General features: G+C 63.9%; 11 protein-coding genes. 5 read left to right on the forward strand and 6 right to left on the reverse strand.

Features of this window, described 5'->3' with window-relative positions; genetic code table 11:
• Positions 1-13 precede the first annotated feature (13 nt).
• Positions 14-829 (reverse strand): ABC transporter ATP-binding protein, encoded by an 816-nt coding sequence (locus AC0L2O_RS23710; protein WP_473371397.1) that lies wholly within the window; start codon positions 827-829, stop codon positions 14-16.
• 203 nt (positions 830-1,032) lie between these two features.
• Complete coding sequence (locus AC0L2O_RS23715; protein ID WP_473371398.1) at positions 1,033-2,055, reverse strand: ABC transporter substrate-binding protein; 1,023 nt, start codon at positions 2,053-2,055, stop codon at positions 1,033-1,035.
• 163 nt (positions 2,056-2,218) lie between these two features.
• On the opposite strand from AC0L2O_RS23715, the gene AC0L2O_RS23720 reads away from it, so the two are divergent.
• The 3 genes from AC0L2O_RS23720 to AC0L2O_RS23730 all read left to right on the forward strand — a co-directional run bounded on the left by AC0L2O_RS23720 (position 2,219) and on the right by AC0L2O_RS23730 (position 5,784).
• The gene (locus AC0L2O_RS23720; protein WP_473371399.1) at positions 2,219-3,025 is read left to right on the forward strand and encodes a creatininase family protein; all 807 of its coding nucleotides are present in this window, start codon (positions 2,219-2,221) and stop codon (positions 3,023-3,025) included.
• Positions 3,026-3,165: 140 nt separating this feature from the next.
• On the forward strand, positions 3,166-3,423 hold the full coding sequence (locus tag AC0L2O_RS23725; protein WP_473371400.1) for a hypothetical protein: 258 nt from the start codon (positions 3,166-3,168) through the stop codon (positions 3,421-3,423).
• 396 nt (positions 3,424-3,819) lie between these two features.
• A complete protein-coding gene (locus AC0L2O_RS23730) occupies positions 3,820-5,784 on the forward strand; it encodes a carbohydrate porin (protein WP_473371401.1) in 1,965 nt (654 codons plus the stop codon).
• 21 nt (positions 5,785-5,805) lie between these two features.
• On the opposite strand, the gene AC0L2O_RS23735 is transcribed toward AC0L2O_RS23730, so the two are convergent.
• The gene (locus tag AC0L2O_RS23735; RefSeq protein ID WP_473371402.1) at positions 5,806-7,881 is read right to left on the reverse strand and encodes a methyl-accepting chemotaxis protein; all 2,076 of its coding nucleotides are present in this window, start codon (positions 7,879-7,881) and stop codon (positions 5,806-5,808) included.
• A gap of 232 nt (positions 7,882-8,113) precedes the next feature.
• Between AC0L2O_RS23735 and AC0L2O_RS23740 the strand changes: the two genes are divergently transcribed.
• A complete protein-coding gene (locus tag AC0L2O_RS23740; protein WP_473371403.1) occupies positions 8,114-9,409 on the forward strand; it encodes a hemolysin family protein in 1,296 nt (431 codons plus the stop codon).
• Positions 9,410-9,589: 180 nt separating this feature from the next.
• Here AC0L2O_RS23740 and AC0L2O_RS23745 read toward each other — a convergent pair whose 3' ends face one another.
• From AC0L2O_RS23745 to AC0L2O_RS23755, 3 genes are all read right to left on the reverse strand, one after another.
• Complete coding sequence (locus AC0L2O_RS23745; protein ID WP_369719701.1) at positions 9,590-9,829, reverse strand: PilZ domain-containing protein; 240 nt, start codon at positions 9,827-9,829, stop codon at positions 9,590-9,592.
• 104 nt (positions 9,830-9,933) lie between these two features.
• Complete coding sequence (locus tag AC0L2O_RS23750; protein WP_473371437.1) at positions 9,934-11,559, reverse strand: FMN-binding glutamate synthase family protein; 1,626 nt, start codon at positions 11,557-11,559, stop codon at positions 9,934-9,936.
• Between the two features lie 456 nt (positions 11,560-12,015).
• Entirely contained in the window at positions 12,016-12,789 is a 774-nt protein-coding gene (locus AC0L2O_RS23755; RefSeq protein ID WP_369719702.1) for a ferredoxin--NADP reductase, read from the reverse strand.
• 401 nt (positions 12,790-13,190) lie between these two features.
• Between AC0L2O_RS23755 and AC0L2O_RS23760 the strand changes: the two genes are divergently transcribed.
• The gene (locus AC0L2O_RS23760; RefSeq protein WP_473371404.1) at positions 13,191-13,988 is read left to right on the forward strand and encodes an ATP-grasp domain-containing protein; all 798 of its coding nucleotides are present in this window, start codon (positions 13,191-13,193) and stop codon (positions 13,986-13,988) included.
• Positions 13,989-14,151 lie beyond the last annotated feature (163 nt).

Genomic DNA, 14,151 nt, shown 5'->3' on the forward strand with positions numbered 1-14,151 from the left:
GCGGGCTGCGCGTTCATAGCACCGACTGCCCCAAATAGGACGGCGCCAGCGCGGCCGACACTTTCCGGCAATAATCGGAATAGGCGACCGAGGTGCGAAACTCCTCGGCCCTCGGCTCGATTGTCTCGATGCGGATGTCAGCCTGAATGCGGCCGGGCCGCGCCGTCATGACCACGACGCGTTGCGACAAATAGACGGATTCGAACACCGAATGGGTGACGAAGATGATGGTCTTGCGCAAGCCGCGCCACAGCGCGAGCAAATCGTCGTTGAGGCGAAAGCGCGTGATCTCGTCGAGCGCTGCGAACGGCTCATCCATCAGGAGGATATCGGGATCAGTGACGAGCGCACGCGCCAGCGACACCCGCATCTTCATGCCGCCCGACAATTCGCGCGGGAAGGCTTCGGCGAAATCCGCAAGCCCGACGCTCGCCAGCGCCGCGTCGGCACGCGCGCGGGCCTCGGCTTTCGGGATGCGCGCAAGCTTCAAGGGCAACCGGACGTTTTCGCGCACGCTGGTCCAGGGCATCAGGGTCGGCTCCTGGAACACGAATCCGATACCATGGCCCGGCTGCTGCGGGCCCTCGCGATGCGCGACGCGCAACGCGCCGGACGACGGTGCAGCGAGCCCCGCGATCAGCCGCAGCGCGGTCGACTTGCCGCAGCCGGAAGGGCCGAGCAGCGAGATGAACTCGCCCTTGCGCACGGCGAGATCGAGCGGGCCGAGCGCCATGACGCCATTGTCGTAAGCCTTGGTCACGCCGCGCAGGCTCACGGCGAGCGCCGTCAGGCCGGCTTCGACCCCGGGCGAGGTCTTGCCCTCTACCATTGCGCGTTGGATGTGAGTTGCTGAGCCGAGCTGCCCACCTCTCCCCAACGGGGAGAGGTCGCGCCGAAGGCGCGGGTGAGGGGGCTCTCGTCCCACGAGAAAGCATAAGCCCTCACCCGGATCGCATCTGACGATGCGATCCGACCTCTCCCTGCGGGAGAGGTGAACTGCGCCGCGACATATCGATCCAGCCGCAGCATGCGTTACGGCTTGCTCGGGCGCAGCTCGACGCCGACGCCCTTGTTGACGAAGCGCAAGGTGTAGGACTTGCGGAAGTCGAGATCGGGCTTGACCACACCGGCCTTCACCATCTTGTCGAAGAAGGAGGTGTAGCGCTCGTCGCTCATCGCGCCGATGCCGTTGCTCAAGGACTCGCCGGAATCGACGATGCCGTATTGCTTCATCTTGGCGACGGAATAGGCGAGCAGCTCGTCGGTCATTTCCGGATTGAGCTTCTTGATCATGGCGTTGCCGGCGGAACTGTCGCCATAGATGTAATTGTACCAGCCGACGATGGAGGCATCGACAAAGCGCTGCACAAGATCGGTTTTCTTCTCGACCATGTCGCGGCGGGTCTCGATCAGCGTCGAATAGGTGTTGAAGCCGTAATCGGCGAGCAGCAGCACGTTAGGCTTGAAGCCGGCCGCCTTCTCGACGGCGAACGGCTCCGACGTCACGTAACCCTGCATCGCGCTCTTGGGATTGGCGATGAAGGGCTGCGGATTGAAATTGTAGGGCCGGACGTTCTTCTCGCTGAAACCATATTCGGACTTGAGCCATTGGAAATAGCTGGTCATGCCCTCCTTGGAGACGAACAAGGTCAGCGGTTTGAGATCTTCGATCTTGCTGACCTTGGCGTCCGGCTGTGTCAGCAGCACCTGCGGATCCTTCTGGAAGATCGCGGCGATCGTCACCACGGGGACGTTGTTGGCGACTGCATCGAACGACATCAGCGTGTTCGCGGCCATGAAGAAATCGATCTTGCCGGCGATCAGCAGCATCCGGTTGTTCTCGTTCGGACCACCCGGAACGATGGTGACGTCGAGGCCGTACTTCTTGTAGGTGCCGTCGGCGACCGCCTGGAAGAAACCGCCGTGCTCGGCCTCGGCGACCCAATTGGTGCCGAAGCTGACCTTGTCCAGGGTCTCGGCGCGCGCCGGGACGACCGAGACGAATACGGCATAAAAGGCAACCGTTAACGCTCGCCAGAGCTGAATGAGGCGCATAATTGGACTCCGTCGATCGCTTCTAGCCGACACCAAACCAACGCGATAAAACCGCAAGACGTTCGGGGACGCGAACCGGCCGGCCCGCGTCCCTCCATAACACCAAAATACGTGACAAATTCGCGCAAAGAAACCTCCAGGGAAAACTTGCAAGGAAAACTTGATGACGCCTTCCCGCGACTGGACCGAGATCCGCTGGGCCGATGCTGGCGCTGCGGACATATCGCGCTGGATCGCGGTGCTGCCGCTGGCCGCGACCGAACAGCATGGGCCGCATCTGCCGCTCGAGACCGACGTGCTGATCGCGGAGGCGTATCTCGCGCGCGTGCGCGAGCTCTTGCCCGAGACCATTCCGGCCAGTTTCCTCCCCGTTGAACCGGTCGGGATTTCCACCGAGCACATCGAGTATCCGGGCACGCAGACACTGCCGACCAACGTGGCGCTGGAGAAGTGGACCGCGATCGGCGAGGACATCGCGCGGCTCGGGATGAAGAAGCTCGTCATCATCACCAGCCATGGCGGCAACAGCGCGGCGATGATGCTGGTCGCGCAGGATCTGCGCGCGCATCATAAGCTGTTCGTGGTGACGACATCTTGGTCGCGGCTGTCGGGCGCGGACCAATTATTTCCGGCCGATGAAGTGCGCCACGGCATTCACGGCGGCGCCGTCGAGACCTCGATCATGCTGTCGCGCTATCCCGATCAGGTGCGCATGGATGCGATCGCAGATTTTCCCGCGAGCAGTCTCGCGCTGGAAAAGCAATATCGCTGGCTGTCGACGCAGCGGCCGGCGCCATTCGCCTGGCAGGCGCAGGATCTCAACGCCAGCGGAGCTATCGGCAATGCGACCCTTGCTGTCGCTGACAAAGGCGGGCAACTCATCGAGCACGGCGCGCGCGCCTTCTGCGAGTTGCTTGCGGAGGTCGATAACTTCGACGTGAACAGGCTCGCCAAGGGACCCCTCGGCTAGGCACCATCCATCTGGAATCATTCAGGAATGAGCCGAGATCCGAGACTGGTGCGAGCCGCTTCGAACCGGTTCGGGCAAGGCTCCGTCCAATGGGGCACGCGGACCACAACGGACCCGCCCTCAACCCGGATGAGTTTCAAATGTCGATCAAGACCAAAATTGCCGCTGTCGCTCTCGCTGCCCTCGCCGTGACCGGCGGCATCGTAACCACGACGTCGCAGGCCGAAGCCAAGCCGATCGGCTGGGCCATCGGTGCCGGCATCGCCACCGCCGCCATCGTCGGCACCGCGGTCGCTGCGAGCAGCCAGCCCTATTATTACGGCTATCACCGTTGCGGCTGGGTCGCCCAGTACAACGCCTTCGGCCAGTACGTCGGCAACGTTCGCACCTGCTATTGATGTGAGAACCTGAGGCCGATCTCACGTGGATCCCGCGTCCGACACGGGCGCCTCATCCACCCCGTGTCGTGCCCCCGACCCCGCCCGGCTGTCCCCCCGGGCGGGGTCAACCGTTTTGGCGACCAGAATTTGTTGCAGTCCCGTCACACAAGGATGCGAACCATCTTCCACGACATTCTGTACTCGTTGCTATTAAGAACCATTCGCAATAAGGTTTGCAGCAAGCGCAGGGGCTTGGGACTAAATCCCCTTGCATCGAGATCATCTCGTCGGATCGGACAATCAGCCGGACCCTGATGACAGGAGCGCCGCGAATCGGCAGGGATGTCGGGGCGGCTGAGGCATATTCGCGTTTGGGGGCGTGCGTTGACGTTGAGAGGGCATCGACACCGGTACTTGCGGACGGCCGCGGCGGTCGCCACGGGCGTGCTGGTGCTGCCGAACCCGAGCCTTGCAGCCGACCTGCCGCTGAAGGCACCGGCGCTGAGGGCGGTCTATGACTGGACCGGCCTCTATATCGGCGCGCATACCGGTTTCACCCGCGGAACGTCCTCGGCGACGTTGACCGATCCCACGGTCGCCACCGACAAAAATGTCTTCACCGGCGCGACCGGCGGCGTGCAGGCCGGCTACAATTGGCGCCTCAACTCGGGCCTGCTGCTTGGTGTCGAAGGCGACATCTCCTTTCCGAACTATTTGCCCTCCAACCACGTGGTGTCGTCGGCGACCACCGCGCTGTCAAGCGCGGAGGAGCGCTGGGATTATGTCGCAACTCTGCGCGCGCGCCTGGGCTACAGCACCGGCGCCTGGCTGTTCTACGCGACCGGCGGCGCGGCCTTTGCCGGCGAACGCTTTCTCTCGACGCCCACCGGTGGCAACGAAGACAAGGTTCTGAACACGCGGTTCGGCTGGGTGGCCGGCGGCGGCGTCGAATACGCCTTCGCACCGCATTGGAGCGCGCGGCTTGAATATCTCTATAGTAAGTTCGAGAACGCCAACGTCACCTTCCCCACGGGCGCGCAATATTCGTCGTCGATGGACTTCCAGAGCCTGCGGATCGGGCTCAATCGCAAGATCGATTGGCCGGGCGTGCCAAGCTACGATCCCAAGAGCTCGCTGACCGATACCGAATCGGATCGCTGGGAGATTCATGGCCAGGGCACTTATCTGCCGCAGGGGTATCCCTCCTTCCCTGCCCGCTACAGCGGCGCGAACTCCCTGTCGCCTTCGGCGCAGGCCAAGGCGACCTGGAGCAACAGCCTGTTTCTGAACGCGCGGCTGTGGGAGGGCGGTGAGGTCTACTACAATCCGGAGCTGCTTCAGGGATTTGGGCTGAACGATACGGTGGGCGCAGCCGGTTTCCCGAGTGGCGAAGCGCAGAAGTCGAACTTCCCCTACCCGCACTACAACACCTCGCGTCTTTTCCTGCGCCAGACCTTTGGCTTTGGCGGCGAGCAGGAGGAGCTTGCGAGCGGCCAGTTGCAGCTTGCAGAGAAGGTCGACGTCTCCCGCCTCACGCTGCAGGCCGGCAAGTTCGCCGTGACCGACGTGTTCGACGGCAATGCTTACGCCAAGGACACGCGCAAGGATTTCATGAACTGGTCGATATGGGCGCCGGGCGCCTTCGACTATTCCGCCGACAAGGTCGGACTCACCTACGGCGTCACCGCCGAGCTCAACCAGAAGCAATGGGCCGTGCGCAGTGGCTATTTCCTCATGGTCGCGGAATCCAACTCAAATCATTTCGACACCAGGGTGCCGGAGCGCGGCCAATACGTGGTCGAGCTCGAGACGCGCTATTCGCTGTTCTCGCAGCCCGGCAAGATCCGGACCATGGGTTGGATCGACAGCGCCAATATGGGCAGCTTCCGCGAAACGCTGGACAATCCCGCGCTCAACCTCGACATCACGCAGACCCGGCGCGGCCGCATCAAGATCGGCTATGTCGTCAATCTCGAACAGGCCATCACCGACGATGTCGGACTGTTCGGCCGCTGGAGCTGGAACGACGGCAAGACCGAAACGCTCGCCTTCACGGATATCAACAGCAGCCTGTCTGCCGGGCTGTCGATCAAGGGCGCGAAATGGGGCCGGCCCGATGACGTGATCGGCATCGGCGGCGCAGTCAACGCCATCTCCCAAGACTATCGCGATTTCCTGACCGCCGGCGGGCTCGGCGTTCTCGTTGGCGACGGCGCCCTCAACTACCGCAAGGAGCGCATCCTCGAAACATATTATGCCTACGCGCTGAACAAGAATCTCACCCTCACCGCCGACTACCAGCTCATCGTCAACCCCGCCTACAACGCCGACCGCGGGCCGGTGTCGGTGATCTCAGGCCGGCTGCACGGCGAGTTCTGAGCGCGGCCGGCTACCCGCTCCTTACGCGGCCCGGATCGCGTCCAGGAATTTTCCGACCTCGACCTTGAGGCGGCTGCTCTCGCCGGACAGCGACTTCGCTGCCGCGAGTACATGGGAGGACGCCGATCCGGTCTGGCTTGCGCCGCGCTGCACATCGACGATGCTTGCCGAGACCTGCTGGGTGCCCCGCGCCGCCTGCTGCACGTTGCGGGAGATCTCCCGCGTTGCCGCGCCCTGCTCCTCGACCGCCGAGGCAATCGCCGAGGCGATCTCGGACATGCGGGTGATGGTATCGCCGATGGTCTTGATCGCGCCGACGGAATCGCCGGTCGCCGTCTGGATTCCCGTGATCTGCTGGCTGATCTCGCCGGTGGCCTTGGCGGTCTGCTCGGCGAGCGCCTTGACCTCGGACGCCACTACGGCGAAGCCGCGTCCGGCCTCGCCGGCGCGCGCCGCCTCGATGGTGGCGTTGAGCGCGAGCAGATTGGTCTGGGCCGCGATCTGGCTGATGAGTTCGACGACGTCGCCGATGCGGCCGGCGGCCTTGGCCAACTCGCCGACATGGTCGTTGGTCCGCCCAGCCTGCTGCACCGCTTCGCCGGCGATGCGGGCCGAGTCCTGGACCTGCCGGCTGATCTCGTCGACTGAGGACGCCATTTCCTCGGCGGCCGCGGCAACGGTCTGAACGTTGGTGGAGGCCTGTTCCGACGCGGCCGCAACCGTCGCCGTGACCTGCTCCGACTGCTCGGCCGTGCTCGTCAGCGTTCCCGCGGATGTCTCCAGCTCCGAAGATGCCGAGGACACGGTGTTGATGACGTCGCCGATCATGGCTTCGAAGTCGCGCGCGATCTGGTCCATGCGCTGGCTGCGCCTGAGCTTTGCCTCGGCCTCGATTGCGGCGGCCTCGTCGGCGGATTTCTGGGCGACGAGCGAGTCCTTGAAGTGCTGGAGCGAGCCCGCCACCTGGCCGATCTCGTCATTGCGGCCGGTTGCGGGAATCTCGACCGTGTGCTGTCCGGCGGCGAGCGCTGCGATCACGTCGGCGATCCGGCTGAGCGGCGTCACCACGCGGCTGCGCAGCATCATGGTCACGCCGCCGAGCGTCCCGAGCAGCGCCAGCACCGCCACGCCGGCGAGCGCGAGCATCGCCAGCGCGCCATCCCGCGCGGCCGAGGCGCGGTCAGCCGCTTCCGCCAGCGCGGCGTCACGCACGCCGTAGAACATCTGGATCGCCGGCACGATGACGTTCGCCAGCTCGTCGGCGTTGATGCCATACTTGCCGTCGCTATGGGCCGCGGGCATCTCCTTGTCCACGACGAGCGCTGCTTTGCCGAAATAGGATTCCGTCGCCGCCTTCAGCGCGGTGGCAATGCGAGGCGGGCTTCCGAGCTGGTCGATGCCGGCCTCGATGCGATCGCGGTCGGCCTCGACACGCCCCTGCATGCGATCCATCAGCGAGAATTCGGCCGTGGTGAGCGGTCGATGCGCGCTCAGCGCCGGCGACAGCGACGCGGCGCGGCTGCCGGCCGAGACGCGCAGATCCTGTGCGGTCCGCGCCAGGCTCAACAGCGCAGCAAGCGAGGAATCGGCGTTGATGACCTCCGCTTCGAGCCGGTTCATGATCGGCTCGATATTGCCGATGACCTCGGCAACGCCCGGCAGGAAGCCCTTGATCACGGCGCTGTCGCGCGCCGCCAGCGGAACGGCCATCGCACGATCTGCCGCAGAATAGATGTCCTTGAGCCGCCGCGCGGTACGGTCCAGCTTTTCGATCATCGGTCCGGAATCATTCAGCACCATGAGGGCGCGCCTTGCGCCCTCGAATGCGGCATCGGCCGCCTTCGCCGCCTTCGCGGCAGCTTCGGTCTGGGGCTGGGTCGCAGGTCCCTCCTGGAAGATCGGGGAGATGTAAGGGGCGCGAAGGCTGGCGACCTGTTGGCTCACCATCAGGGTCGCACCAAACGCCTCGACCGTCTTGATCGCGTCGGAGCGGTTCGTGAAAATGCGCGTCTGGGGTACGAGCACCTCGGCGCCAAGGATGACTGCAAATACCGTCACCGTCAGCATCGACAGCGCGAAGAGCTTCCCAATTCGCATCGTGGTCCCCGAATACATGTCTGCAATGCCGGGAAAATAGCGGCTGCGGGCTAAGGCCCCGTTAAGCAAGGGCAGCACCGTAGTTCCGCGGGGCTGTTCGAGAGCTCCGGAGCCGGGCGGAGGTTCCCCGGCATTGCGTGTGCGACAGAATTGGCCGGCAATTGCGCGCCAAATACCTATATCAACGCTTGGTCGCGCCACCAGCGCCACGCCCACTTACCTCGGAACATCAATGCTCTCGGTCGAACTCGTCGTCGTCGTGGTCCTGATCGTCATCAACGGCCTGCTGTCCATGTCCGAGCTGGCCGTGGTGTCGTCGCGTCCGGCCCGGCTCTCGATGCTCGCCGCCAAGGGCGTGCGCGGCGCCGAGCGGGCGCTGCGTCTTGCGGCCGATCCCGGCAAATTCCTCTCCACGGTGCAGATCGGGATCACGCTGGTGGGTGTACTCTCGGGCGCGTTCTCGGGCGCGACGCTCGGGCAGCGGTTGACGCAATGGCTGCTCGAGCTCGGGCTGTCGGTAGGCATCGCCGACATCGTCGGCGTCGGCATCGTGGTCACGCTGATCACCTATGCGACCCTGATCGTCGGCGAGCTGGTGCCAAAGCAGGTGGCGCTGCGCGATCCCGAAAGCATCGCGGTCAAGGTCGCACCCGCGCTGGACTGGCTGGCGACGATATCGCTGCCGCTCGTTTTCCTTCTTGATATTTCAGGCAAGCTGATCCTTGCGCTGCTCGGCCGCGGCGGCAAGGCTGAGGAAAAGGTCTCGGAAGACGAGATCCATCATCTCGTCAGCGAGGCCGAGAACGCCGGCGTGCTCGAGCCCGGCGAGAAGGAGATGATCGCCGGCGTGATGCGGCTCGGCGACCGGCCGGTCGGCGCCCTGATGACCCCGCGCACCGAGGTGGACGAGATCGACCTCAACGATGATCCGGAGACCATTCGCAAGATCATCGCGGAGAGCCCGCATTCGCGCTTTCCCGCTTCAGACGGCGACCGCGACCAGCCGCTCGGCGTGCTCCAGGCCAAGGACCTGCTGGTCGCCTATATGAACGACCGCACGCCCGACCTGCGGCCGCTGGTCCGCGAAGCGCCGAGCATTCCCGCCTCGGCGGATGCGCGCGATGTGCTCGCGATCCTGAGGGCTGCGCCGGTCCATGTCGGGTTCGTTTACGACGAGTACGGCGCCTTCGAAGGCGTGGTCACGGCAGCCGATATTTTGGAATCGATCGTCGGCGCCTTCCATTCCGAGGAAGGCCCGCCGGAGCCGGCTTACGTCAGACGCGCGGACGACTCGCTGCTGGTCTCAGGCTGGATGCCGGTCGACGAATTCGGCGATCTGCTCGGCATCGAACTGCCGCCGCACCGCTATCACACCGTGGCCGGCCTGGCGCTGCAACAATTCAACGCGCTGCCCAATGTCGGCGACGCCTTCGATTTCGGCAGCTGGCATATCGAAGTGGTCGATCTCGACGGCCGGAGGATCGACAAGATTCTGGCAAGCCGGCGCAGCGAGGCGGAGGCGGCGTGAGTTGGCGGGCGTTGAAACTCTTCCCTTCTCCCCTTGTGGGAGAAGGTGGCGCGAAGCGCCGGATGAGGGGTCTCTATCCGCTCAATCAATTGATGGTTGGAGTGGCCGAGACAACCCCTCACCCGTCTCGCCGCTACGCGGCGAGCCACCCTCTCCCACAAGGGGAGAGGGAAAACAGCCTCACCCAAACCTCACCCCAATCCGCTTTTCCTTGCGCCAGACCACGGTACACGCCAAATGCACTGCGTCGGCCTGAATGACCAGGGTGAAGTGCTCGGGGATGCCGAGCGGGCTGGTGACGTCGAGTGCTGCGCCGGTCTCCGAGAAATTGCGGACCGTGCAATCGATCGCGCCGCCGCCGAACTCGATCGTTCCGGCCTTCAGCACGCGGTGCCTGGATTTGTCGCGTCGTTCGTTCATGGGCCAAGCCTACACCCAAAGTTGAATCAAACGTTTAGCACCAGCCCTGCTCGCAAACAATTTACGCCGGCCAACCGGCGTGGTCCCAACGCATAGCCGGGCTTTCACGGCGCCGGCTGGAACGTATCCACCTGCGCCATCACCCAGGCGTCGCGGAAGCGCGGGTCTTCCGTGCCTTCGAGCAGCTCGCCCGGGCGCAGCGACGGATAGAGCTGCGCAAAGGATTTCACCTGAGTCGTCGACGTCCGCTGGCTGAAGTGGATCGGGCGCAGCTGCTGCGGATGTTGCAGACCGGCCGCGGCAATCAGCTCGGTCAACGAGTGCAGCGTGGCGAGATGATAATTGTGCACGCGATCGATCTTGAGCGGCACATAGAGCGCGCGCGCGCGCGTCGGGTCCTGCGTCGCGACACCGGTCGGGCAGCGATCGGTGTGGCAGCTCAGCGACTGGATGCAGCCGAGCGAGAACATGAAGCCGCGCGCCGAATTGCACCAGTCGGCGCCGATCGCCATGGCGCGGGCCATGTCGAAGGCGGTGGCGATCTTGCCGGAGGCGCCGAGCTTGATGCGGTCGCGCGCATTGATGCCGATCAGCGCATTGTGGACGAAATTGACGCCCTCGCGCATCGGCATGCCCAGATGATCCATGAACTCCAAAGGCGCGGCGCCGGTGCCGCCCTCATTGCCGTCGACCACGATGAAATCCGGATAGATGCCGGTCTGCAGCATCGCCTTGCAGATCGCCAGGAACTCCCAGGGGTGGCCGATGCAAAGCTTGAACCCGGTCGGCTTGCCGCCGGACAGCCTGCGCATCTCCGCGATGAACTGCATCATCCCGACCGGCGTGGAGAAGGCGCGATGCGAGGCCGGCGAGATGCAGTCCTCGCCCATCGCAACGCCGCGGATCTTCGAGATCTCCTCCGAGACCTTCGCCGCCGGCAGCACGCCGCCATGGCCGGGCTTGGCGCCCTGGCTGATCTTGAGCTCGACCATCTTGATCTGGTCTGTGCTGGCAACGCGTGCGAATGCCTCCGGATCGAACGTGCCGTCGAGATGGCGGCAGCCGAAATAGCCGGAGCCGATCTCCCAGATGATGTCGCCGCCCATCTCCGCGTGGTAGGGGCTAAAGCCGCCCTCGCCGGTATCGTGCGCGAAGCCGCCCATTTTGGCGCCGGCGTTGAGCGCACGCACGGCATTCGGGCTGAGCGCGCCAAAGCTCATGGCGGAAATGTTGAACACCGAGGCGGAATAGGGCTTTGCGCAGTCCGGTCCGCCGATGGTGACCCGAAACTTCTCCTCGGCATGCGCCTGCGGCGACACCGAGTGATGCATCCACTCATAGCCCTCGCGGTAGACGTCCTCCTGGGTGCCGAACGGCCGCTTGTCGAGCTGCATCTTGGCGCGCTGGTAGACCACAGCGCGAATGTCGCGCGAGAACGGCATGCCGTCCTTCTCGCTCTCGAAGAAATACTGCCGCATCTCCGGGCGAATTTCTTCGAGCAGGAAGCGGATGTGCGCCGAGATCGGGTAATTGCGCAGGACCGCGTGGCCCTTCTGCATGAGATCGCGGACGCCCAGAGCCGTCAGGGCGCCGAAGATCACGATCGGGATCAGCAGGACGTCGAAGATCTTGCGATCGGCGATGCCGATGCCGATCAGGAGCGCGGTGACGACCGCGCAGATGGTCAGGATGATGAAGCGCGGCGAGAATGGAAGCAGCAGGGTTTCCATGACCCCCTCTTCCGCCAGCGCCAGGCGTTTGGGCGATTGGGCTTTGGGCGATTCTTGCGTTTTGTTGTCGTCGGCCACGATCACATCCTCTCGCCAGCATGGGGCGGCACGATAGGCCCGCGCCTGTCATACGGATATGACGCGGCGTATGTTTCAGGCTAGCGAATTCAGCCGAACCAAATCAATCAGCCCGATGGGCGGATTTTGCAGTGCAGCAGAGGGCGGGGATACGGAAGGTGGTGGCTGCAATCTCAGCCGTCGTCCCGGGCAAGCGCCAGCGCAGACCCGGGATCCATAAGCACAGGAAGGAGTTGCGGGACGAGGCTGGTGGTTACCAACCTTCGCATAACCACGGCCTGTGGTTATGCGTCCCGGATCGGCGCGCGCTTGTGGCGCGCTTGTCCGGGACGCCGGCCGCCGTGGGGCAGACGGTCTGAGGACGAGAAGGCGCGGTCCTTACCGCTCGACGAACGCCTTCTCGATCACGAAATGGCCGGGCCTGTTGCCGGAGCCCTCGATGAAATCGCGGCCCTCGAACATCACCTTCAGCTCTTCGAGCATCCCCGGGCTGCCGCACATCATGACGCGGTCGGTTTCGATGTCGAGCGGACCCTGGCCGATGTCGTTGAAGATCTGCTCGGAGCTGATGAGGTCGGTGATGCGGCCGCGGTTCTTGAACGGCTCGCGGGTCACGGTCGGGTAATAAACCAGCTTGTCCGCGAGCAGCTCGCCGAACAGCTCGTCCTCGCGCAAGGACGCGACCAGCTTCTCGCCATAGGCGAGCTCGGAGACCTGACGGCAGCCATGGACCAGCACGATGGATTCAAACTGCTCGTACACGTCCGGGTCCTTGATCAGGCTCGCGAAGGGGGCGAGGCCGGTGCCCGTCGAGAGCAGCATCAGCCGCTTGCCGGGAATGAGGTTGTCGGTGATGAGCGTGCCGGTCGCCTTGCGGCCAACCAGGATGGTGTCGCCTTCCTTGATCTTCTGCAGGCGCGATGTGAGCGGCCCGTCCTGAACCTTGATCGAGAAGAACTCGAGCTCTTCCTCATGATTGGCGCTCGCCATGCTGTAGGCGCGCAGCAGCGGGCGACCTTCGACCTCGAGCCCGATCATCGCAAACTGGCCGTTCTGGAAACGGAAGCCGGAATCGCGGGTGGCGCGGAAGCTGAACAAAGTGTCGGTCCAGTGCTGGACGGACAGAACCTTCTCTCGGTAAAACGCGCTCATGATTTTCGATATTCCGAATAGTTGCGGTTTTGAACAAAGCATTGCCCTGCCCCTGAAAGCGAGGCGAACACCACTTGCCATTGCGGAGGATTCCTGGCGGAGGATTTCCTGACGGAGGATTTCTTGGCTGTGATCTACGCCATTGAAGCCAATAATCAACCTCGTTTCGGATGCAATTGATGCCGATCAAACCGGCATTGCGGTGGAATTGGACGCATTATTCATGAATCTGCTACCAGCCGCGCGCGCAGGGCAATTTCTTTTCCCTGCGGGGCTCGATCGCAGCACTTAATTTCCGTCGCGCTCGCGAGAATTTCATTAAGAATAGCTCTGACTTTCACCCCTGTTTGGCGCCGTTTCCCGCATTTTTGCGGCTTTTGGCGACGGAATGATGGAAGCATATGGCGAGCAATGAGCGGATCTTCGTCCAGGCCATCACGCGCTATTGTGCGGGCCATGGCATCGCGGTCGATATCCGCGCCGGCGGCTGGCTGATCGCGATGCGCCGCGGCGAGGAGCGTCGCTTTGCCTTCGGTTACGACATCGGCCTCAACAGCGCGATCGCGCACCGCCTCGCCAACGACAAATCGGCGACCGCCGAAGCGCTGTCGCTGGAGTGCGTGCCCTGCATTCCGCATCAGCTCTTCCTCAACCCGAAGCTGGGCAGGGATGTTGTCGATGATGCCTGGCGAGAGGCGATGCTTGAGCTGCTTCACGGCAATCCGCACGGCGTGGTGGTGAAGCCGAACGAGGGGACGTCGGGGCGATCCGTGTTCAGGGTGACGAGCGAGGCGGAGCTCGACCACGCGGTCGGCGAGGTGTTTTCGATGAGCGCAGGGCTCGTGATCTCGCCCTATGTCGCGATCGAGGACGAAGTCCGCGTGGTGCTGCTCGATGATGCGCCACTCGTCGTCTACAGCAAGCAGCGCGGCTCGGATTGGCGGCACAATCTGGATGCCGGCGCCAAGCCGGTGCTGCTGGAGGACGGCGAGGTTCGCGCGGCCTGCGTCAAGATCGCGGTCGATGCTGCGAGCGCCATCGGCATCACGTTCTCGTCGATCGACATCGTTCGCGTGGACGGCGCGTGGCGGGTGCTGGAAATCAACTCCGGCGTGATGATGGAGGCGCTGGGGAAGCTGTATCCGGAACTGGTCCAGGCGACGTATGATGCGGCGCTGGATCGGGTGTTTGGGACCTGAGCTGAGCGCCAGGCACTCGCTGCTGTCCCCTCTCCCCTTGTGGGAGAAGGTGGCGCGAAGCGCCGGATGAGGGGTTATTTCCGCGAGTTCAACTGCAAGAGGTCACGCGTGGAGAGAAACCCCTCACCCGGCTTCGCTATCGCGAAGCCACCCTCTCCCACAA

The organism is Bradyrhizobium sp. Kon10, assembly GCF_055807395.1.

What these genes read in the sequence shown, in the direction of transcription:
- AC0L2O_RS23710 (WP_473371397.1), bottom strand. Translation starts at nt 829, where the DNA reads ATGGTAGAGGGCAAGACCTCGCCCGGGGTCGAAGCCGGCCTGACGGCG.
- AC0L2O_RS23715 (WP_473371398.1), bottom strand. Translation starts at nt 2,055, where the DNA reads ATGCGCCTCATTCAGCTCTGGCGAGCGTTAACGGTTGCCTTTTATGCC.
- AC0L2O_RS23720 (WP_473371399.1), top strand. Translation starts at nt 2,219, where the DNA reads ATGACGCCTTCCCGCGACTGGACCGAGATCCGCTGGGCCGATGCTGGC.
- AC0L2O_RS23725 (WP_473371400.1), top strand. Translation starts at nt 3,166, where the DNA reads ATGTCGATCAAGACCAAAATTGCCGCTGTCGCTCTCGCTGCCCTCGCC.
- AC0L2O_RS23735 (WP_473371402.1), bottom strand. Translation starts at nt 7,881, where the DNA reads ATGCGAATTGGGAAGCTCTTCGCGCTGTCGATGCTGACGGTGACGGTA.
- AC0L2O_RS23740 (WP_473371403.1), top strand. Translation starts at nt 8,114, where the DNA reads ATGCTCTCGGTCGAACTCGTCGTCGTCGTGGTCCTGATCGTCATCAAC.
- AC0L2O_RS23745 (WP_369719701.1), bottom strand. Translation starts at nt 9,829, where the DNA reads ATGAACGAACGACGCGACAAATCCAGGCACCGCGTGCTGAAGGCCGGA.
- AC0L2O_RS23750 (WP_473371437.1), bottom strand. Translation starts at nt 11,559, where the DNA reads ATGGAAACCCTGCTGCTTCCATTCTCGCCGCGCTTCATCATCCTGACC.
- AC0L2O_RS23755 (WP_369719702.1), bottom strand. Translation starts at nt 12,789, where the DNA reads ATGAGCGCGTTTTACCGAGAGAAGGTTCTGTCCGTCCAGCACTGGACC.
- AC0L2O_RS23760 (WP_473371404.1), top strand. Translation starts at nt 13,191, where the DNA reads ATGGCGAGCAATGAGCGGATCTTCGTCCAGGCCATCACGCGCTATTGT.